We start from the raw sequence: 18,374 nt of genomic DNA, 5'->3' as shown, positions 1-18,374 counted from the left end.
GGTCGCATATGACGTCTGATTCTAAATCCGTGCTGCGTCGCAACGGATTTACCTTTAAAAACTTTTTTGTGGCTCACGATCGCTGTGCGATGAAGGTCGGGACTGATGGCATTTTATTGGGTGCCTGGTCACCGATTGCCCGCGTCAACCGCGTACTGGATATCGGGACGGGGAGCGGGCTGCTGGCTTTGATGCTGGCGCAGCGAACGGATGAACATGTAAGCATTGATGCCGTTGAGTTGGACGAAGTGGCGGCAGAACAAGCGCGGGAAAACATTGCTGAATCGCCCTGGGCAGATAGAGTCCATGTGCATACTGCCGATATTCAACAATGGGTTGCGGGGCTTACAACCCGCTATAACCTGATTGTCAGCAATCCGCCATATTATGAGCAGGGCGTTGAGTGTGCGACGCCGGAGCGCGAACAGGCGCGCTATACCACCACGCTCGATCATCAGGCGCTGTTAACCTGTGCCGCCGATGCCATCACCGAAGATGGCTTCTTTTGTGTCGTGCTACCGGAAAATATCGGCCAGACATTTAGCCAACAAGCGATGTCGATGGGCTGGCATTTACGTTTACGTACTGACGTGGCGGAAACAGAAATGCGCCTGCCGCATCGGGTGCTGCTGGCATTTTCACCGAAGGCAGGGGAGTGCTTTAGCGACAGGCTGGTGATTCGTGGGCCAGAGCAGCAGTATTCTGAAGGCTACACTGCGCTGACCCAGGCATTCTATTTATTTATGTGAGTCAGCGGCGAGAGCACAGACGGCCCGGACTGCGCTAACAAATCTGGATAATCCAGCGTGTAATGCAGGCCCCGGCTTTCTTTACGCATCATGGCGCAGCGCACAATCAGCTCGGCAACCTGCACGAGGTTGCGCAGCTCTAGCAGGTTGTTAGAGACGCGGAAACGGGAATAGTACTCGTCCAGCTCCTGCTGCAGCATGGTAATACGGCGAAGTGCGCGCTCTAAGCGTTTGGTGGTGCGCACGATGCCAACATAGTCCCACATAAAGAGCCTTAGCTCGTGCCAGTTGTGCTGGATGACGACCAGTTCATCTGAGTTTTCCACCCGGCTTTCATCCCAAGCAGGCAGCTTTTCCGTTTGACGGGCATAAGGCATCCGCTTGTGAATATCCTCGGCGGCCGACCAGCCGTAGACCAGACACTCCAGCAGTGAGTTCGACGCCATGCGATTTGCTCCGTGCAAACCGGTGTAACTCACTTCACCGATTGCATACAGCCCGTCAACGTCGGTACGTCCGTAGTCGTCAACCATCACGCCGCCGCAGGTATAGTGCGCCGCAGGGACAATTGGCACCGGCTCTTTGGTCAGATCGATTCCCAGACCCAGTAATTTTTCATAAATCATTGGGAAATGCTGGCGAACAAAGGCTTCAGGCTTGTGGCTAATATCGAGATACATGCAGTCCACGCCAAGGCGCTTCATCTCATGGTCAATCGCGCGAGCCACGATATCTCGCGGAGCCAGTTCGCCACGTTCGTCGAAGTCAGGCATAAAACGGCTGCCGTCGGGGCGCTTCAGGTGTGCGCCTTCGCCGCGCAGGGCTTCTGTCAGCAGGAAGTTACGCGCCTGAGGATGATAGAGTGCGGTGGGGTGAAATTGGTTAAATTCAAGGTTGGCGACGCGGCAACCTGCACGCCAGGCCATAGCGATACCATCACCGGAGGAGATATCCGGGTTGGTGGTGTACTGATACACCTTTGAGGCGCCGCCGGTTGCTAGGACAACCGATTTGGCGGCGCAGGTCTCAACCTTTTCTTTATTGCGATCCCAAATCCATGCGCCGACGATGCGGCGAGTGCCCGGTAAACCTATTTTATCGGAAACAATTAAATCGACGGCGTTGCTACGTTCGAGCACGCGAATGTTGGGATGGTTAAGCGCTTTGCTGACCAGCGTATTTTCCACTTCCCGACCGGTGGCATCTGCGGTATGTAGAATACGGCGATGGCTATGGCCGCCTTCACGCGTTAAGTGATAACTCTCTTCTCCGTTTGCCTGAACCTGAGTGTCAAACAGCACGCCTTGCTCGATAAGCCACTGCACGCAGCGTTTGGCATTGCTGGCGACGAACGATACCGCCTGGCGATCGCAAATCCCCGCACCGGCAATCAGCGTATCCTCAATGTGCGATTCAATGCTGTCAGCCTCATCAAAGACGGCGGCGATCCCTCCTTGAGCATAGAAGGTGGAGCCTTCACTGATCGGTCCCTTGCTTAAAACAATGACCGAACTGTGCTCAGCAAGACGCAGCGCCAACGATAGGCCGGCAGCACCGCTACCGACAATCAGTACATCACAGGAAAGTTCTGGGAGTGAGTTCATTATGGTTGTTTAATTTACTAAACACGGTAATCGCAGAGTAGCACTATAAAAGCGACCTGTGCAGGGTTTTTTTACACTAAAGTTGTAATGACTAAACATGTTCGCCGAATCGGCAGGAGGGGCTAGAGGTGAAAATAAGAGAAACGCTAAGGCCTGGCTCAGCTATTTATGATGAAATAAAGGTCGGGTTACGTTACTCTTCACTGGATTTGCGTTTTTATTTCGCAACTTACGTACCGTAATACACCGGCAGACATATAATGACAGACAATGAATCGTCTGCTGCTAAACAAAAAACAAAGCGTAACGGAACTTTACGAAAATCGGGCACTCTAAGCTTCTGCTTGCTCATAATGCAGTGCTGGAGTGGCATTCTGATTACGCGTGGAAATAGGGTTTGGGGAGACATTACCTCGGATGAGCGAGCAGTTAACGGACCAGGTCCTGGTTGAGCGGGTCCAGAAAGGAGATCAGAAAGCTTTTAACCTGCTGGTGGTACGCTATCAGCATAAGGTTGCGAGCCTGGTTTCCCGCTATGTGCCATCTGGCGATGTGCCGGATGTGGTACAAGAGTCTTTTATAAAGGCCTATCGTGCGCTGGATTCTTTCCGGGGAGATAGTGCTTTCTATACTTGGCTGTATCGTATTGCTGTGAATACGGCTAAAAATTACCTGGTTGCTCAGGGGCGTCGCCCGCCGTCTAGCGATGTGGACGCGAGTGAAGCCGAAAACTTTGAAAGCGGCGGCGCTTTGAAAGAAATTTCGAACCCTGAGAACTTAATGTTGTCAGAAGAACTGAGACAGATTGTTTTTCGCACCATTGATGCGCTTCCGGAAGATTTACGCATGGCAATTACCTTGCGGGAGCTTGATGGCCTAAGCTATGAAGAGATAGCGGTTATCATGGATTGTCCGGTGGGTACGGTTCGTTCTCGTATCTTCCGTGCGCGAGAAGCTATCGATAATAAAGTTCAACCGCTTATCAGGCGTTGACGAAAGCGGGATACTGGAAAAGGTATTAGGCATGCAGAAAGAACAACTTTCCGCCTTAATGGATGGTGAAACGCTGGATAACGAGCTGCTGACTGAACTGTCACGCTCGACAGAGTTGCAAGAAACCTGGGGGAGCTATCACCTCATTCGTGATTCGCTGCGCGGCGACACGCCTGACGTGCTTCATTTTGATATCTCTTCTCGCGTCATGGCCGCCATCGAAAATGAGCCTGTTCGTCAATCGACAACGCCGCTCATTCCTGAAGCCCAGCCAGCGCCACACCAATGGCAAAAAATGCCGTTCTGGAACAAAGTTCGTCCATGGGCCAGTTCGCTTACCCAGATGGGTGTGGCTGCCTGTGTGTCGTTAGCCGTTATTGTTGGTGTTCAGCACTACAATGGGCAATCAGATACATCTCAACCTGAATCACCGGTGTTTAATACCCTGCCAATGATGGGTAAAGCCAGTCCTGTAAGCCTAGGTGTGCCAACGGATGCTTCCGCCGGTACCGGTCAGCAACAGGTTCAGGAACAGCGTCGCCGTATTAATGCTATGCTGCAGGATTACGAATTGCAGCGTCGCTTGCATTCAGAACAACTTCAGTTTGAGCAGGCACAAACTCAGCAGGCTGCTGTTCAGGTGCCGGGCTATCAAACTCTAGGAACGCAATCGCAGTAATGAAGCAACTTTGGTGTGCCATGTCACTTGTGGCTGGTAGCCTGTTCTTCTGTGCAAACGCCTCGGCAGATGTATCATCCGGGGCGTTGTTGCAGCAGATGAATCTGGCCAGTCAGTCACTCAACTACGAGCTGTCATTCGTCAGCATCAATAAATCCGGCGTCGAATCGCTACGCTATCGCCATGCGCGTCTTAATGGGCAGCCGCTTGCACAATTGTTGCAAATGGATGGTCCTCGTCGCGAGGTGGTGCAGCGGGGTAGCGAAATCAGCTATTTTGAGCCTGGTCTTGATCCGTTTACCCTGAACGGCGACTACATCGTCGATTCACTGCCGTCGTTGGTCTATACCGACTTTAAACGTTTGGCGCCGTATTACGATTTTATCTCCGTCGGGCGCACCCGTATTGCCGATCGCCTCTGCGAGGTTATCCGGGTTGTGGCGCGCGATGGTACTCGCTATAGCTATATCGTTTGGATGGATTCGGAAAGCAAGCTGCCGATGCGTGTCGATCTGCTCGATCGTGATGGGGAAACCCTAGAGCAGTTCCGCGTCATTGCCTTTGACGTTGGCGACAATGTAGATAGCAGCATGGATAAACTGGCGAAAGCGAGTCTGCCGCCGTTGTTGTCCGTTCCGGCGGGAACTAAGGTCAATTTCAACTGGTCGCCAACATGGCTGCCACAGGGCTTTAGTGAAGTCGCTAGTAGCCGCCGTACCTTGCCGACGATCGATTCGCCGGTAGAGTCTCGTCTCTTCTCCGATGGCTTGTTTAGTTTCTCAATCAACATCAATCGGGCAAATCCAAACAGCAGCGAACAGTTACTGCGTACCGGTCGTCGTACGGTAAGTACTACCGTGCGTAATCAGGCGGAAATTACCATCGTAGGTGAGCTGCCGCCGCCAACGGCGAAACGTATTGCCGACGGCATTAGCTTCAAGGGTGCGCAATGATCAAAGAGTGGGCCACCGTTATCGCTTGGGATAACGGTATCGCGCAGGTGAGTTGCGACGTCAAAACGTCCTGCAACAGCTGTTCTTCACGCGCCGGCTGTGGGACCCGCGTCCTGAATAAGCTGGGACCACAAACCAGCCACACGATCTCCGTTCCTAGTGCACAGCCGCTGGTCACAGGACAAAAGGTCGAGTTGGGCATTACCGAAAGCAGCCTACTTGGTTCAGCGATGCTGGTTTATATGTCACCGCTGGTTGGCCTGTTTGTTGTCGCTACGCTGTTTCAGATGCTGTTCGGCTCTGACGTTGCCGCGCTGTGTGGCGCAATACTGGGTGGCGTTGGGGGATTCTTGATTGCTAAAGGTCTGTCGCCTCGACTGGCTGCGCGGGAAACGTGGCAGCCCATCATCATCAGCGTTGGGCTCCCACCAGACCTCATTCGTACCGCTTCTTCTTCTGAAATGAGCCAGTGATTCCACTGGCTTTATTATTTTTGGAACGCTCCTCGCAGGAAGCGCTATGCTTGGCGGGAAGAGCATTTCCTGGTTACGCGGTTGTAGTGTAGAATGCGGCGTTTTCGAACGACACAAACGTCAGGCTCAGTACAGCGGCCTCAAAGTATTCGTAAGGCATAAATATATTAATATATGAAGAATATACGTAACTTCTCCATCATTGCACATATCGATAACTGACACTCCGACAGCTTCCGCAAACCTCCGACAAATTCCCCGTAAGATCCCCACCAAGTCAGCTCTCACAAAAACAATACTGTTTGCATGTACAGTCAACCTACGACATCATAAGTCACGGTTTTTGTGTCCACCAGTGCGTCCATATCCTATGATGGACACAGAACCTCCCGTTCTGATGGACACACGCAGAGACAAACCATGGCTATTTCAGATAGTTATCTAAAGTCGTGCCTCGGGCGCGAACGCGAAAAAGTAGAAGAGAAGGCAGACCGTGATGGTCTGTGGGTTCGTATATCCAAGAAAGGGGCGGTTACCTTCTTCTATCGTTTCCGCTTCCTGGGTAAGCAGGACAAAATGACGATCGGCAGTTACCCGGAGTTCGGGCTGAAAGCTGCGCGCGACGAAGTAGCGAAGTGGTCGGCTATTCTTGCCCGCGGCGAAAATCCACGGATCCGACAAAGTCTCGATAAAGCCAAAATTAACAGCCAGTACACGTTTGAGGAACTCTTCCGCGAATGGTACTCCATGGTGTGCATCCAGAAAGAAACGGCTGAACAGATCAAACGCACATTTGAGCTTCACGTATTTCCTAAGCTAGGTAGATACCAGGCGCATCAGCTTACGTTGCACAACTGGTTAACCGTTCTCGACCGGTTAGCGGAAGGGTACTCCGAGATCACCCGGCGGGTAATCAGCAATGGCCGGCAATGTTATTCGTGGGCTGTGAAGCGCCAGCTGCTGGAGGTTAATCCGTTGGCTGAACTATCCGGCCGTGATTTCGGCATCCAGAAAAAAATGGGTGAACGAACGCTGGACCGCAAAGAACTGGCTCTCGTCTGGCGAGCCATTGAGGATTCCCGGCTGATTGAACGGAACAAAATTCTTTTTAAATTGTGCCTGGTGTGGGCATGCAGGGTTGGAGAACTCCGTAAGGCCGAAGTTACGCACTTTGATTTTGAGGAAGGGGTCTGGACCGTACCGTGGGAAAACCACAAAACAGGCCGGAAAAGTAAAAAGCCGATTGTTCGCCCGATCATTCCTGAAATGCTCCCGATGTTAAAACGGGTTATTGAGCTGGCTCCTGGTCGTTTTATCTTCTCGAGTCATGAAGATAAGCCGATGAGCGAATGCTTCCACATGAGCATCAGCAGTAACCTGGTGAAATTTATGCTCAAGGCATATGACGAACAGATCCCGCACTTCACTGTTCATGACCTACGCCGAACGGCGAGAACGAATTTTTCCGAACTGACAGAGCCGCATATCGCCGAGATAATGCTCGGCCATAAACTGCCTGGTGTGTGGTCAGTGTACGATAAGCACACCTACATCGAAGAAATGAGAGAAGCATATGGCAAGTGGTGGGCCCGATTGATGAGCATCATCGAGCCCGATGTTTTGGAATTCACGCCGCGTCAGACCGGATAAGTCGCCCTTTAACGTCTCGGGGTAGGTTCAGGTGTGTCATTGGGCGGCGAACAGGACGCGCCATTTCCCGGCACTGCCATTCTTCAACTTTGGTTTTGAGCCATTTATTAGAGCCGCCCATGTAGGAGCAGTCCGGCTCCGGGAATGGGTTTCCATTACCCGGGCGCTTGCGGTAGCGATCCAGTGTTCTCGACGAAATGCATAACTGTTCGCAAATTTCTCGAGTGTTCATTAATTTGAAGTCTTCAGTATTTTTGCTCATCGTTTTCTCCAGTGGCCCGGCTCGGGCCATTTTCTTTCAAATTAGTTATCGAGTTGCCTGGCCGGGTAACGAACGCAACCGGCGCATCCCCGTCATTGCTGTGGCCACATAGCTTGCCTTCCGGTTCACCACTTCAACAGTGACCTTCACCCCTTCAACGCGGATGGTGTACATCTCTGTCATATTGCTGCGTCCATAGTCGCCGTGGCGTTCCTGGTGTGTTGCCAGCGCTATCTCGCATGCCTGACGCGCGATAGGTGATTGCTTGCTGCCGCGGTTAATTAGCTTCATGCTCACCTCACACAAACACATCAATCGGATCGCCATTGCTGGCGGCGGCGCGGTTCGCTTCCCGGCGAAGGCCGAGGACATAACCAACAGGGTCCCAGCTGCTGAGGATGGCGCTCAGTTCTTTCTGGCTGTGCCAGGTTGTCAGGCGGCCTTTCAGTGAGGTGGCGCAGGCGCGGACGTTCGCCCGGGTCGGACCGGCCAACTTCATGCACAGGCACAATGTCAGCAGCAGGTCGGAATACTCGTCTGCAGCCGCGCGCAGCGCAGCAGGTTCAATGCTGGCTTCCAGTTCTTGAAGGCGGTGTTTCAGGCTCATGTTTACGCTCTCCCTAATCGAATACAGCGGTTACGCCGCGACGCAATCATGGCCACGCCGGTTACAGTCTTCTGCATGCGGGATAATTCGGCCCAGACTGTCGCCGCCCGGCGCCACAGGCCGCGCTTTTCTAATTGAGTCGCTACCACCTCCAACTGGCTAAGCTGGTTTGATTCTGCTGATTGGCCGCCGGACTTGCCGAGATGCCGAGTATTCAGCACAAAGCGGTACCATCTGGAGTCTTCACTGCGTTTGCACCGGGCAATCATCCCGCTATCGATCAGTGAATTGATGATGTGTCGCAAGTTCCGATCTGTAATGCAAAGGGCTTCGCTGATCTCTGCGGGGCTGGCCTGCGGGTTATCAAGCAGGTAATTGGCGACCGCGTTCTGACGTTCAATTTTACTTACCATGCTGGTATCCGGCCCCATACGGGGCCGACCTCCGTTAGCCAACGTATTCCGGTTTCATGTCGTCGAGGGTTACGCGGAACTGCTCATACAGCTCATCACCCAGGTGACGGCGCGCAGCATAGAGTGTTGCTTCTGCCTTCGTGAACAATTCGGTCGCATCTGGTTCGCCTGTGTTCGGCAGGGAGTTAATAGTTGCCTCGATTTTGTTGCGAGCATTCACCCGGTGATAACGCTGCGTGGCTTTATTCCTGAGCTCGGTGAACAGTGCTGAGCCCAAAGTCGCCTTGGCCTGGTTAATGTCTTCGCCCACGGCTTTCGCTGCGTCGATATCTTCGGCGGAATCGATACGGTCCCGAAATTCGTCGGCAATAACATCGATGTTGGCTGCCGATTCCTGTCCGCTATGCGCAGTGGTGACGGCGTCACCAGCTATTTCAGCAACACTCATCCGTTGCGCAGCTCCAGGATTGATAACTTTCTCTTCCCGCTCTTCGACTTCATCAGCACTGTAAACGCCGAGAATCACATCAGGGCAGTACAACCGAGCCCAGCGTTTTACCGCGAGATATGCGAGCTGCTGGCGTGGGTCGCTGGCCCAGAGTGTCGAGTTACGAACCTGAGCCTGAGAAAGCATGAGTACCAGTTCGCGTGGCTCATCCTCGCCTTTCATCGTTGCCCACACTCGAATACCCACACCTGCCTCATCCTTTAAATCCCAGCCTGGCGCGATATATTCATTGCCTTTGCCGCTGGTTTTTTTCACAAAGCGTCCAACGATGTTTTCCCATTTGCCAAACCATTCGTAATGAAGACGGTCTTTAGTTGGTGACATGTTGGTTATTACTGCGTTAACCAACTGCGCTTCATAACCGAGAACGCCGCTATTGCCAACGATATGAGTCTTTTGCGCCACTGCGAAAGGATCCATACCCCAGCGGGCTGCCTGCATAACGACGGCCATACATGCGTCCGGCTTATCGCGGAAATGACTAGGTACAAATGCGCCACTATTTGCCATCACTGTCGACAGGGTACGCAGGCGGTCAAAGAGTTCACCGTTGGTCAAAATGGAGATGTTGTCGATCATTTGCGTCTTGTTTTCGTTGGTAGTAATTGCTGTAGACATGTTCATTCCCCCTTATGCCTGAGTACGCAGCGCTTCAAGACGGCGCTGGTCAAAGTCGTTTAGTTCGTCGGTGTAGTCGGCGGTGATTGGCGCTGGCCACTCGCCAGTATCAAAGCCGGTTGCAATGGCGCGCATCGCCTTGCGGTACTCCAGCATGCCCAGTTCCAGCAGCTCGACAGATGCCTCGATAATCGCGATCCAGTGGTAGTTCTCGTCTTTGTTGACGAAAATCCAGAAGAACTGGTCAAGTGCTGCTGTCTCGCAGTACATGGCTGCGCTCAGGTGATAATCGCGGTCGATGATCTCCCGGTGTAACTTGGCGCGCAGGCCTTCCTGCTTGATGTTCCACATGCTGATAGTTTTCAGGTCGGCACCGATACGCACACCATCCAGGTCGATTTCCAGATCCGGACGCACACGGACTTCAAGCCCGGTTTCATCGTCGAACCCGAAATAACTCACTTCAACAGCGCGGCTCGGGTGCGTCAGCAACTTGCCGGCGGTCGGATGCTGGAGAAGGGCTTTCTGAATGTTTAGTGCGGTGCGCAGTTGCTGGTGGGTGACCAGCACTTTGCCTTCCGGGTTTTCGCGCCAGGTGTCCAGCAGTTCGTCGGCAAATACGGCGTCAGGGTTTACCGCCTTCACGGCCTGAATCAGATCGGCCTTCGTGCCGGATACTTTGAGCGGCTGCGGTTTCTGTGCTTCCTGCGCGACCAGGTCAGGGTTAATCACCGCTAGTTGCTCGAGCAGAGCATCACGGCTGCCGCTGGTTTTCACCTGCTGCGGTAGGGTGGCGTTGTACTCTTTGATACAGGCTTTCATTTTGGCCGCTGTGACTTTTTGTCCCTCTTCAACACGTTGAAACTCTGCTGGGAGAGACATGTAATTCTCACCGGTCTGTGTAGCGTCATCGCCAAGTGCTACCAGTGGCGGCAGGGTAGCGTTGTGAGCTTCAATCAGTGCCTTAATATCGTCAGTTGACAGTTGCGCTGGCAGGCTGGCGTTATGCTCATCAATGAACGCGCGGATCGTTGCCGTTGTAGTGAATGCACCTTCTGGAATAACTGGTTCAACGCTGAATTCGGCATCCAGTTGTTCAGGTTGCAGCGCCAGCGCATGCACCAGGTTGCCCATATCCAGAACCGGAGAGCGTTCTTTTGTGATGGTCTTCTCTACGTGGCGCGCATTGAAGTACATCAGGGACACGCGGGCATCTTTCACCTGTGTTGAGCTGATACCGTTCGCCGCGTGGTAAACCTCGTTTGGCAGACCTTCATAACGACCTGGCTCGAAGACAGCAGGGTATTCGGCAACCGGCTCTGGCTGATTCCCTTCTGGTTCGTCCTGATTCACTTCTGGGCTGTTTTGATGCGCATTTTGGTCTTCCTGATGCACAGAACCGTCATTTTGATTCACGTTTTCCGGTTTTTGGTTAACATCTGCCGCTTCATGGTTCGCCAGGCTCGGCGCCGCGGAGGCCAGAATCTCCGCGTTGCTGCCTTCAAGCTCACGCGCATCAGCTTCTTCTTTCAAATCTGCTTCCATTGCTGCGTAGGTAGCATCGCCAACAACGGGACCGCATTCCGGACAGTGGCCGCCACCGACAGCGCCGCAACCAGTACACACGATTTCAGCTACGGTATCTGTCTGCTGATCATCTTCCACAGCACCTTCGCCTGCTGATATCGCATCGTTAGTTTCGCCTTCGGCGCGCTCAGTCTCTTCCATCTGCTCATCGCTGGTGGTTTCCTCGGTTGGTTTTGCTGGGGCGTTCATTAGGTTATCGATGGAGAACATGCCATTCCCCATGTTGGCGATTTTAGGCTGTTCGGCTGCTGCCAGCGTCTCAACTGCTGGTGATGCGTGGTTGCTTTCAATCAGGTTAGCGTTGATATACGTCTGCAGGCTGACAGGGAAGTGATGCGCGTTCTCGGCGGCACCGCGGATAAGTGCGAAAATTGCTGCACGCGAATAATCCAGGATGCCGGCGCATTTGCGCAGGGCCGCGGACCACTCTTTGAATGGGCTTTCTTTCTTGCTGACGATCTCTTTAGCCCGGCGATGAATTGAACCCGGAATATTGTAGATGTCGAAATCCATTGGCAAAGTGGCCAGTGCGATCTCTTCGTCCAGCGTATCCAGGGTATGTTCGTAATCGGGGTTTCGGTCTGCCTTATTGCCGCCGCCAGCATTGGTTCCTGTATCGGTGCGCTGGATCTGCGCTACACGGTTTCCCTTTTGCCACTCTTTCACCAGCAGGCCGCGATCGATGTATTCGGTACTAACCCACGCTTTAACGAACTGAATAAAGTGGTTCAGTTCATGGCGCTGTGTCTGTGGCAATGCCTTTTGCACTGCGTCGGTCAGCTTCCAGAGGCCTGGCATGTCGTATGCTTTAACCTCCGGCGCGTTTTCTACAGCAAGCAGCAGGTTCTGAACATAGGTGTTATCCATGTCCATTTCTAACGCTGAAAGCTCTTTACGGCGTGGGATGCTGATGTGGTAAACGTGGCCTGTTTCGGCGCACAGCTGCGCCAACAACTGAATGCGGAAAGGCATAGTGACCAGCTGGAACTCTGCGTTCTCGTCGTCGGAGTATTCAACCTTGCGGTCGCCGTTCTCTTCGGCCATCAGCTCAGTGGTTAAATCGTTGTCTGCAACGTCTTCCTGGTGGAAAGTGTCCTGCGGCGCCGCGCCGGGTTTCAGTTGCCATGTGCGCTGGTCTTCGGCCAATTCGTAGCGTTCGCACCAGGTAAAATCAACCACACCTTCTTCCGGCAGGTCGTTAAACACAGGGAAGTCAGTACGGATTGGCTTCTGGTAATCCTTGCCGCGACCGGTCTCAATTCCGGCATCTTCCAGATCAACATCGAGCTGAAGATTGGCGCGCGCTTCTGATTTCGCACTGCGCCAAATTACTGCATCTTTCTTGCCGGATTTCTGAGTGGCCTTAACCACATTAAAGAATTCCATGTGAGATCCTCTTTTTTGGGTGTTAGAATCCCCGGGCCATTGGTGGCGCCCATTGGGTGTTCATTGGTTTTTTGTAAAATTTCCGGTGTAACTTTGGTCGGTGGCACCGGACGTACAGGCCCGCTTCGGCGGGTTTTTACGTTATGACTCGTGGGCCATCTGGTCGTAAGAGGCGCAACGTACACAGCAGTAATCGCGTTCTTCGTGCTTCAGCTGCGCGCCGTGGATCAGCGTCAGCGTGTTCTTCACTTCTTTGCCTTGTTCAATCGGTTTTCCGCAGTGGCGGTAAGCGCATTTCTTCTTTTGCATAACTCCCCCGTTAATGGCTAAGGGCATTGCCTACACCATTCAGAAACACTTCAACCAAAAGCTCGGTTGTGTAAGTGCGCTCTACGCCGCGATGCAAATACAAACGACCTCGTGCGTTGGCTGATGCAGTCCAGGTTGCGTCTTTGTGTTTGACGAGCATGCCGGGCAGAACTGCGCCGCGGTTGATCGTCTGTGTGCCGTAGTGCTGATGAACCATATCGTTCTCCAGTTTTCCTAAGTGAACTTCGCTGGTGGCGCCGTGTATCTGATACCCACGGTTGAGCTTTTTCACTCTGCACTTCACCACCGCGAAGCCCACTTTTTGTGTCTTGCCTTGTCGCCGGCTAGCGGAACATTTCACCTGACAACGATGCGCTTGTTGTCGATGTGATTAACGGTACAACTGTTCGTTTCAATAGTCAATGCATTGAAACTAAATTTAGTAATTAAGGGCGAAAAAAAACACCGGATAAACCGGTGCTCTTTGGGAGGCGAGTTAGTTATTCAGATTTTTAATCAGGTCGCTGACATCATCTTTCAACGATTGTAGGTCTTTCAAAACACCTTTGGCATGAAGAATTAGACGGAGCCTCTCTGATTCTGGCAACTGGTTGAATATTGCGAGCAAGGCTTCTTCAGTCACATCGAGTTTTTTAGGAATATTGAGCTGAGCCTGCACTTCCTGATCGTCTGTATCAGGGGGCATAAAAAACCAATGCTCAGGCTTATCAGCTACTTCAGCAAGTCGTTTTAGCTTCATTCCTCGTGGGATAGAGATTCCTTTCGCCCACTTTTGCACCGCCTGCGGCGTTACACCAACGCGACGGGCTATCTCGGAAAGATTCCAACCATGCTCTGTGGCTACCTGGTTGAGCCGATAAGCAAAGATTTGATTGTTCTCAGTAGTCATGGATTCCATTTTACAACCCCGCGTTTCAGAAGTAACTGAAACAAATTGGAGTAATTTATTGAAACGTTCAGTTTCAATGTGTATGCTTGTTTCAACAAAAGGAGGAGTCATGAACGATCAACTCAAAAACAAAATTAAATCCATCACAACTCAAACCGCCCTTGGTGAGGCTATGGGGCTTTCATCTCAGGCTGTTAGCCGGTGGATGAATTCCGGGAAAGTACCCACGTCTCGGGTTCGTGCTCTTTGCCAATTATTGAACTGGCAGATTACTCCGCACGAAATCGATCCTGATGCTTATCCAAACCCAACTGACGGATTGCCAAAGCAAGGAGCGTAATCATGCAAGCTCTGAATTTTCACCAGGATACAGCTTTTGAAGCTAAGCCACTGATAAACCGTTATCAGCAGGCTGCTGAAGTTTCCACGGAACATATCCGTGATGCCGTTCGCGCCTGGGCTGCCTCAATCAACAACCAGGATGTTGTCGCGGGCCTAATCGTTGAGGAGTGGGAGAGTCAGGGCGGCGGAGCGCTGGATTTCCCTGATGACCTGAGTCGTAGCCGTCAGAAACTCTTCCGCTGGCTCGACGGAACCACTATGACGGCACAGCGCAATATCCAGCTGCTTACCCCGTCGATTCTGGCGGTTCTTCCTCTGGAGTTCCGGGGGCGTTTGGTTCCGCAGGATGACTTCATGTCTCGGTATGCGGCGATGGAGAAAGAAATCAGCGAAGCAAAGCAGGCGCTGATGCTTAACGCTCCACAGCACCAGATGGTGAAGGAGGTCCGTGAGGGCATCGAGAAGATGCTGGCAATGCTTCCAGCCGAAGCCATGGGGCAGGTTCTTAGCGGTCTTGCAGCGTTAGCGCCCGGTCTTCTGTGAGGTGCCCATGAACCACATCGAATTCATTGAAAAGAACGTGCGTGATGAGCTGATTAAACAGGGCTTCACTGCGGCGGTGGCGCAGGGGGGGCATATCAGGCAATCGACATGTACAAGCGCATGAGTCAGGCCAGTCGTAAGGGGAGAATTTTTGACGATGTTTTACGACACGCAAAGCTATGGGCAGAGAAGCAATCACTTCCTGCAGACAAGTTCGAAAAGAAACGCGTTAAGCGTAATCAGCCGCAGCCAGGGCTGTTCTGAAAGGGTGAAAACTGGAGTGCGCCAACACAACCAGTTTTCGAGTGTAATTCCAGGCAGAAATTACGGGGCAAGTATGTCAAACACCGCTGAAATATTCAAATTTCCCACAAATGCCGAGAATGCAGGAGGTCTTATGGCCGACCTGTCCAACGGGTATACCCGAATCGCTAACGAGATTCAGAAGCTCAAACCACGTCTGCGCATGTCTGGGCGTGAGTGGCAGTGTCTGGAAGCTGTGATCTGGTTAACCTACGGATGGAATAAAAAACAGGACCGGGTTACAAACACAGTAATTGCCGGGCTCACAGGTCTTAGCGATTCACACGTTTCTGATGCAATTCGGTCGCTTTCTGAGCGTGGAATTATCTTCAGTCACAAGCAAGGCGTGATGAAGACTGTCGGTATAAATACTGAGCTTTCTGCCTGGATTTTAGACAAACCGAAAACGGGAAAAGTCTTCCCGAAAACGGGAATATCCTTCCCGAAATCGGGAAAAACCTTCCCGGAAACGGTAGACACCCAAGACTATAACAATAACAATATTAAAAGATCTTCGTCCGAGAATTCTGACGAATCCCCTGACGACCGTCTGAGTAAGTTTTTATCTGCTCATCCTGACGCCGTGATTTACACCCCGAACTTCACAAAGTGGGGAACATCGGCAGACCAGCAATGCGCTGAATGGCTCGTTGTCCTGGTCGAAAAAGTTAAACCCTTCCCGAAGAAACCCATCATGGCCTCCTGGGCTAACGATGTGCGTCTGATGCGCGAGCTTGACGGTCACAGTCACCGTGAAATTTGCGAACTGTTCCTGTGGGCCAGCAAGGACGCTTTCTGGCACACGAATATCCTCTCTCCGGCAAAGCTTCGCGCCAAATGGGACACCCTGAGCCTTCAGCGAGCTGCTGGCGGGCAGCGCTCGGCTGCTGGAAGCAGCAATGGCAAAGTCGATTACAACAACACTGACTGGATAAACGGGGTGCTCAATGAAAACTCTCTCTGAGCAGATGGTCAATTTTGACCGCGAAAACTTTGCGCGTGTGGCTAATGGCTTGCCAGAACTGCAGGACGTTCAACAGCAGGTTCAGCAGACGGCAGAAATCTTTAACACCCTGTTCAGCGCGCTGCGCGCCGCGTTCCCGGCCTGTGTTAGCACCTTCAACGACCAGAACGCATTCGACGAACTGCGCCGCCAGTGGTTGCTGGCCTTTCGTGAAAACGGGATCACCACCATGGAGCAGGTAAATGCTGGTCTGCGCGTTGCACGACGTCAGGAGCGCCCGTTCTTACCATCGCCGGGGCAATTCATCGCCTGGTGCCGTGAAGGCCGTAGCGCGCTCGGTATTAGCTCTGCTGACGTCATGGCTGAATACTGGAAGTGGCAGAAACTGGTTTTCCGTTACCCTTCCAGCGAGCAATACCCATGGCCTAAACCGGTTCTGTATCACATCTGCCTGGAACTGCGCCACCGCAGCACACAGGGGCAACTGAGCCGCCAGGAGCTGGAGCGCGAAGCCGTCAAGGTTCTGGACATGTGGGAACGCCGGGTTCTCTCCGGTAAGCCTGTACCGCCAATTCGCCGCGCGCTGGCCGCGCCTACAGCAGCGAAAGGGCCAACACCAGCCGAGCAGCTGCTGGCGCAGTACAAACGCAGCAAAGACGCGGGGAGGGCGTGAGTATGAGCGAGTTCATCGAGAAGCAGACGAATAAAGCGATCGCAATCATCGCCGAGTACATCCAGCGCGCGAGCAAGAACGAGCAGTTGCAGGAGGCAAAAACACGCCTCGATAAGAAAGTCGTTTTATTTTCCGATGATGAGAACTGCGACCTTGGCAAGCTGATGACCGCGTTTGTACCGGCCATGACCAGCTATTCCCGGGAGAAGTTCTTCGAAGAAATCGCCGCAGCACTGGAAGGAGCACAGGCATGAAACCAACATACGAACAGCTTGAGCAGCAACTTGCTGCGGTGGTCGCGGAGAATGCGGGGTTGAAGTCTAAAGCCGCTGAACTGGTACATGAAGCGTCAGAGGTTTACTCGGCGTACAACGCCACCATCACAGAGCCTGACGGCGACTTTATGGATATGCAGACACTGCAAGAAATGCAGTGCGTTGAAACCCCGGCAACCGACGCGTACCTGGCTGAAGTTCGTTACCAAGGGCGCATTGAGGGAATCAATTTTGCAGCCAGCCGGATTGCCGCAGCCTACAACAACGGATTTATCGATAAACCGCTTGAGGATGTGGACGACGTAGTACGAGCAATCCTTAGTGCAAAAGGAGAGTTAGGCAACAATCTGCCGGAAGATGGTTTGTCTGGAGAGTATGCCGAGAAGTCGCTAGTCGAGTTCGCCGCCCAGTTACGCCAAGGAGCCGAGCATGAGTAATCGATTCTACATGCTCTGTACTCGCGAAACCGTAGGGAGTAACGCGTCATTCCACTGCCAAAACGGTAATGGGTATAGCTCTAACATCGAACGCGCACACGAATACACGCTGGAAGAGGCTCAACGCGGCTGGGAGCTAGGCAGGGAGATTGACCAGCCTGTATGTGCTGACAGCGTAGATGCTCACGCCAAATGGCACGTTGATTGCCAGTACATTCCATCCGAAAGCGTTACCGAGGCTGGCTGTGATGCCTACGTTGCTTACCAGAAAGGAAGCTGGAACGGGAACGATGTTTACTGGCTTCAGAGTGGTGGTCTACCCACTGATGACTTCTCTAAGGCGTTTGTATTTGTCTCTGCGAATACCGAAGAGCCAGGGGTTGTCTGGTTGCCGTTTTCAATGGCCGACAGGGTGAAGCGCCGTACATTCAACATTCAGGATTTCAATCGTCACATTATGGTTCAGGGTGCAGGCCTGGTGATGCCCGAATGGTTGCGAAAGCATAACCGCCGGCAGAAAGCGCGAAGTGGCAAGGTTCGCTGGAATTGCCCTTGTTGCGGGAAAATCAGCTGGCAGTACAACCCCTATGATTTTGACGGTTGCCGCGACTATAAATGCGACGAATGGAGGCCACAATGAACGATATCACCGCACTGACACCTGAAAAGCTGGTCGAAATCCGCCAGCGTCACACCCCTATCGCAGCGCCTAAATGCCACATTTGCGGTGCTGAAATGACGATTGGTGCTATGTCGGCCTCTCGTATTGTTTATGCCTGCTCAGGTGCTACGTATGACGATGCTGGCTGTCACTACGCGCCGGGCCGGAGCATTGCCGATGATCACTATGCTCAATCTCGCGTAACTGTCGTGGATGTTAGCGATCCGGATGTACTGGAGCTGGTAGAGGCGCTGGAGAAGGCGCAGCGTGCAAACGCAGCACAGGATGACCATATCAACCAGCAGCAGGACCGCATCGACACGCTGGAGAGACGTAACGCTGAACTTGGCAAATATGCCGGGGAGCTGGAGTCCCGCACCGTCACCGTGAAGCTGCCACCAACATTCTGGTATGAGCACGACGATTTGGCGCGAGAGGTTCCAGTGTTGGATAAGCGCCTCGTGAAGAAAGCGCT

At 52.7% G+C, this 18,374-nt stretch carries 24 protein-coding genes; 14 read left to right on the top strand and 10 right to left on the bottom strand.

Going from position 1 to position 18,374, the window contains the following annotated elements; translation table 11 throughout:
- Nucleotides 1-8 precede the first annotated feature (8 nt).
- Complete coding sequence (locus AB4K05_RS24265; RefSeq protein ID WP_368482234.1) at nt 9-749, top strand: tRNA1(Val) (adenine(37)-N6)-methyltransferase; 741 nt, start codon at nt 9-11, stop codon at nt 747-749.
- Here AB4K05_RS24265 and nadB read toward each other — a convergent pair.
- Complete coding sequence (gene nadB, locus AB4K05_RS24260; RefSeq protein WP_368482233.1) at nt 734-2,353, bottom strand: L-aspartate oxidase; 1,620 nt, start codon at nt 2,351-2,353, stop codon at nt 734-736. The genes AB4K05_RS24265 and nadB overlap by 16 nt on opposite strands.
- 417 nt (nt 2,354-2,770) lie before the next feature.
- Here nadB and rpoE point away from each other — a divergent pair, with 417 nt between their 5' ends.
- From rpoE to AB4K05_RS24235, 5 genes are all read left to right on the top strand, one after another.
- Nucleotides 2,771-3,346 carry an RNA polymerase sigma factor RpoE gene (rpoE, locus tag AB4K05_RS24255; RefSeq protein WP_368482232.1) on the top strand — a complete coding sequence of 192 codons (576 nt, stop codon included), beginning with the start codon at nt 2,771-2,773 and terminating at the stop codon, nt 3,344-3,346.
- Between the two features lie 31 nt (nt 3,347-3,377).
- On the top strand, nt 3,378-4,025 hold the full coding sequence (gene rseA / locus AB4K05_RS24250; protein ID WP_368482231.1) for an anti-sigma-E factor RseA: 648 nt from the start codon (nt 3,378-3,380) through the stop codon (nt 4,023-4,025).
- Entirely contained in the window at nt 4,025-4,978 is a 954-nt protein-coding gene (gene rseB, locus AB4K05_RS24245) for a sigma-E factor regulatory protein RseB (RefSeq protein WP_368482230.1), read from the top strand. Before rseA ends, rseB begins: the two co-directional genes overlap by 1 nt.
- A complete protein-coding gene (rseC, locus tag AB4K05_RS24240; RefSeq protein ID WP_368482229.1) occupies nt 4,975-5,451 on the top strand; it encodes a SoxR-reducing system protein RseC in 477 nt (158 codons plus the stop codon). Before rseB ends, rseC begins: the two co-directional genes overlap by 4 nt.
- A gap of 420 nt (nt 5,452-5,871) precedes the next feature.
- Nucleotides 5,872-7,101, top strand: coding sequence for a tyrosine-type recombinase/integrase (locus AB4K05_RS24235; protein WP_368482228.1), 1,230 nt, complete (start codon nt 5,872-5,874; stop codon nt 7,099-7,101).
- Here AB4K05_RS24235 and xis read toward each other — a convergent pair.
- The 9 genes from xis to AB4K05_RS24190 form a co-directional block, all read right to left on the bottom strand.
- Nucleotides 7,079-7,363 (bottom strand): excisionase Xis, encoded by a 285-nt coding sequence (gene xis, locus AB4K05_RS24230; protein WP_368482227.1) that lies wholly within the window; start codon nt 7,361-7,363, stop codon nt 7,079-7,081. The genes AB4K05_RS24235 and xis overlap by 23 nt on opposite strands.
- Nucleotides 7,364-7,408: 45 nt before the next feature.
- On the bottom strand, nt 7,409-7,654 hold the full coding sequence (locus AB4K05_RS24225; RefSeq protein ID WP_368482226.1) for a DUF4060 family protein: 246 nt from the start codon (nt 7,652-7,654) through the stop codon (nt 7,409-7,411).
- Nucleotides 7,655-7,661: 7 nt separating this feature from the next.
- Complete coding sequence (locus tag AB4K05_RS24220; protein ID WP_061281401.1) at nt 7,662-7,970, bottom strand: hypothetical protein; 309 nt, start codon at nt 7,968-7,970, stop codon at nt 7,662-7,664.
- 2 nt (nt 7,971-7,972) lie between these two features.
- Entirely contained in the window at nt 7,973-8,383 is a 411-nt protein-coding gene (locus AB4K05_RS24215; protein WP_368482225.1) for a PerC family transcriptional regulator, read from the bottom strand.
- A 34-nt stretch (nt 8,384-8,417) separates the two neighbouring features.
- Entirely contained in the window at nt 8,418-9,509 is a 1,092-nt protein-coding gene (locus AB4K05_RS24210; RefSeq protein WP_368482224.1) for a recombinase RecT, read from the bottom strand.
- A 12-nt stretch (nt 9,510-9,521) separates the two neighbouring features.
- Nucleotides 9,522-12,482, bottom strand: coding sequence for a RecE family exodeoxyribonuclease (locus tag AB4K05_RS24205; RefSeq protein ID WP_368482223.1), 2,961 nt, complete (start codon nt 12,480-12,482; stop codon nt 9,522-9,524).
- A 141-nt stretch (nt 12,483-12,623) separates the two neighbouring features.
- The gene (locus AB4K05_RS24200) at nt 12,624-12,791 is read right to left on the bottom strand and encodes a YdaE family protein (protein ID WP_316416956.1); all 168 of its coding nucleotides are present in this window, start codon (nt 12,789-12,791) and stop codon (nt 12,624-12,626) included.
- A 10-nt stretch (nt 12,792-12,801) separates the two neighbouring features.
- Nucleotides 12,802-13,110: a cell division protein FtsZ gene (locus tag AB4K05_RS24195; RefSeq protein WP_368482222.1), complete on the bottom strand. Its 309-nt coding sequence runs from the start codon at nt 13,108-13,110 to the stop codon at nt 12,802-12,804.
- 177 nt (nt 13,111-13,287) lie between these two features.
- Nucleotides 13,288-13,812, bottom strand: a complete 525-nt coding sequence (locus tag AB4K05_RS24190; protein ID WP_368482221.1) for a helix-turn-helix domain-containing protein — start codon at nt 13,810-13,812, stop codon at nt 13,288-13,290.
- On the opposite strand from AB4K05_RS24190, the gene AB4K05_RS24185 reads away from it, so the two are divergent.
- The 8 genes from AB4K05_RS24185 to AB4K05_RS24150 all read left to right on the top strand — a co-directional run.
- Nucleotides 13,811-14,041: a transcriptional regulator gene (locus AB4K05_RS24185; protein WP_368482220.1), complete on the top strand. Its 231-nt coding sequence runs from the start codon at nt 13,811-13,813 to the stop codon at nt 14,039-14,041. The genes AB4K05_RS24190 and AB4K05_RS24185 overlap by 2 nt on opposite strands.
- Before the next feature lie 2 nt (nt 14,042-14,043).
- Nucleotides 14,044-14,586, top strand: coding sequence for a toxin YdaT domain-containing protein (locus AB4K05_RS24180; protein WP_368482219.1), 543 nt, complete (start codon nt 14,044-14,046; stop codon nt 14,584-14,586).
- Nucleotides 14,587-14,923: 337 nt separating this feature from the next.
- Nucleotides 14,924-15,853: a replication protein gene (locus tag AB4K05_RS24175; RefSeq protein WP_368482218.1), complete on the top strand. Its 930-nt coding sequence runs from the start codon at nt 14,924-14,926 to the stop codon at nt 15,851-15,853.
- Nucleotides 15,837-16,526 carry a replication protein P gene (locus AB4K05_RS24170; protein WP_368482217.1) on the top strand — a complete coding sequence of 230 codons (690 nt, stop codon included), beginning with the start codon at nt 15,837-15,839 and terminating at the stop codon, nt 16,524-16,526. The genes AB4K05_RS24175 and AB4K05_RS24170 overlap by 17 nt, the downstream gene beginning before the upstream one ends.
- Nucleotides 16,527-16,528: 2 nt before the next feature.
- A complete protein-coding gene (locus AB4K05_RS24165) occupies nt 16,529-16,780 on the top strand; it encodes a hypothetical protein (RefSeq protein WP_368482216.1) in 252 nt (83 codons plus the stop codon).
- Entirely contained in the window at nt 16,777-17,238 is a 462-nt protein-coding gene (locus AB4K05_RS24160; protein WP_368482215.1) for a hypothetical protein, read from the top strand. Before AB4K05_RS24165 ends, AB4K05_RS24160 begins: the two co-directional genes overlap by 4 nt.
- Nucleotides 17,239-17,765: 527 nt before the next feature.
- Complete coding sequence (locus AB4K05_RS24155; RefSeq protein WP_368482214.1) at nt 17,766-17,903, top strand: hypothetical protein; 138 nt, start codon at nt 17,766-17,768, stop codon at nt 17,901-17,903.
- On the top strand, nt 17,875-18,374 hold a 500-nt coding region (locus tag AB4K05_RS24150; RefSeq protein WP_368482213.1), incomplete at its 3' end, for an ead/Ea22-like family protein. The genes AB4K05_RS24155 and AB4K05_RS24150, both read left to right, overlap by 29 nt.

This window comes from Kluyvera sp. STS39-E, assembly GCF_040932435.1.
Taxonomy (GTDB): Bacteria; Pseudomonadota; Gammaproteobacteria; order Enterobacterales; family Enterobacteriaceae; genus Kluyvera.
Note: the sequence above shows the minus strand (reverse complement) of the source record. Positions and strands in the feature narration are given on the sequence as shown.

Excerpts from the sequence above, each read along its gene's own strand:
- AB4K05_RS24265 (WP_368482234.1), top strand. The coding sequence starts at position 9 with ATGACGTCTGATTCTAAATCCGTGCTGCGTCGCAACGGATTTACCTTT.
- nadB (WP_368482233.1), bottom strand. The coding sequence starts at position 2,353 with ATGAACTCACTCCCAGAACTTTCCTGTGATGTACTGATTGTCGGTAGC.
- rpoE (WP_368482232.1), top strand. The coding sequence starts at position 2,771 with ATGAGCGAGCAGTTAACGGACCAGGTCCTGGTTGAGCGGGTCCAGAAA.
- rseA (WP_368482231.1), top strand. The coding sequence starts at position 3,378 with ATGCAGAAAGAACAACTTTCCGCCTTAATGGATGGTGAAACGCTGGAT.
- rseB (WP_368482230.1), top strand. The coding sequence starts at position 4,025 with ATGAAGCAACTTTGGTGTGCCATGTCACTTGTGGCTGGTAGCCTGTTC.
- rseC (WP_368482229.1), top strand. The coding sequence starts at position 4,975 with ATGATCAAAGAGTGGGCCACCGTTATCGCTTGGGATAACGGTATCGCG.
- AB4K05_RS24235 (WP_368482228.1), top strand. The coding sequence starts at position 5,872 with ATGGCTATTTCAGATAGTTATCTAAAGTCGTGCCTCGGGCGCGAACGC.
- xis (WP_368482227.1), bottom strand. The coding sequence starts at position 7,363 with ATGAGCAAAAATACTGAAGACTTCAAATTAATGAACACTCGAGAAATT.
- AB4K05_RS24225 (WP_368482226.1), bottom strand. The coding sequence starts at position 7,654 with ATGAAGCTAATTAACCGCGGCAGCAAGCAATCACCTATCGCGCGTCAG.
- AB4K05_RS24220 (WP_061281401.1), bottom strand. The coding sequence starts at position 7,970 with ATGAGCCTGAAACACCGCCTTCAAGAACTGGAAGCCAGCATTGAACCT.
- AB4K05_RS24215 (WP_368482225.1), bottom strand. The coding sequence starts at position 8,383 with ATGGTAAGTAAAATTGAACGTCAGAACGCGGTCGCCAATTACCTGCTT.
- AB4K05_RS24210 (WP_368482224.1), bottom strand. The coding sequence starts at position 9,509 with ATGTCTACAGCAATTACTACCAACGAAAACAAGACGCAAATGATCGAC.
- AB4K05_RS24205 (WP_368482223.1), bottom strand. The coding sequence starts at position 12,482 with ATGGAATTCTTTAATGTGGTTAAGGCCACTCAGAAATCCGGCAAGAAA.
- AB4K05_RS24200 (WP_316416956.1), bottom strand. The coding sequence starts at position 12,791 with ATGCAAAAGAAGAAATGCGCTTACCGCCACTGCGGAAAACCGATTGAA.
- AB4K05_RS24185 (WP_368482220.1), top strand. The coding sequence starts at position 13,811 with ATGAACGATCAACTCAAAAACAAAATTAAATCCATCACAACTCAAACC.
- AB4K05_RS24190 (WP_368482221.1), bottom strand. The coding sequence starts at position 13,812 with ATGACTCCTCCTTTTGTTGAAACAAGCATACACATTGAAACTGAACGT.
- AB4K05_RS24180 (WP_368482219.1), top strand. The coding sequence starts at position 14,044 with ATGCAAGCTCTGAATTTTCACCAGGATACAGCTTTTGAAGCTAAGCCA.
- AB4K05_RS24175 (WP_368482218.1), top strand. The coding sequence starts at position 14,924 with ATGTCAAACACCGCTGAAATATTCAAATTTCCCACAAATGCCGAGAAT.
- AB4K05_RS24170 (WP_368482217.1), top strand. The coding sequence starts at position 15,837 with ATGAAAACTCTCTCTGAGCAGATGGTCAATTTTGACCGCGAAAACTTT.
- AB4K05_RS24165 (WP_368482216.1), top strand. The coding sequence starts at position 16,529 with ATGAGCGAGTTCATCGAGAAGCAGACGAATAAAGCGATCGCAATCATC.
- AB4K05_RS24160 (WP_368482215.1), top strand. The coding sequence starts at position 16,777 with ATGAAACCAACATACGAACAGCTTGAGCAGCAACTTGCTGCGGTGGTC.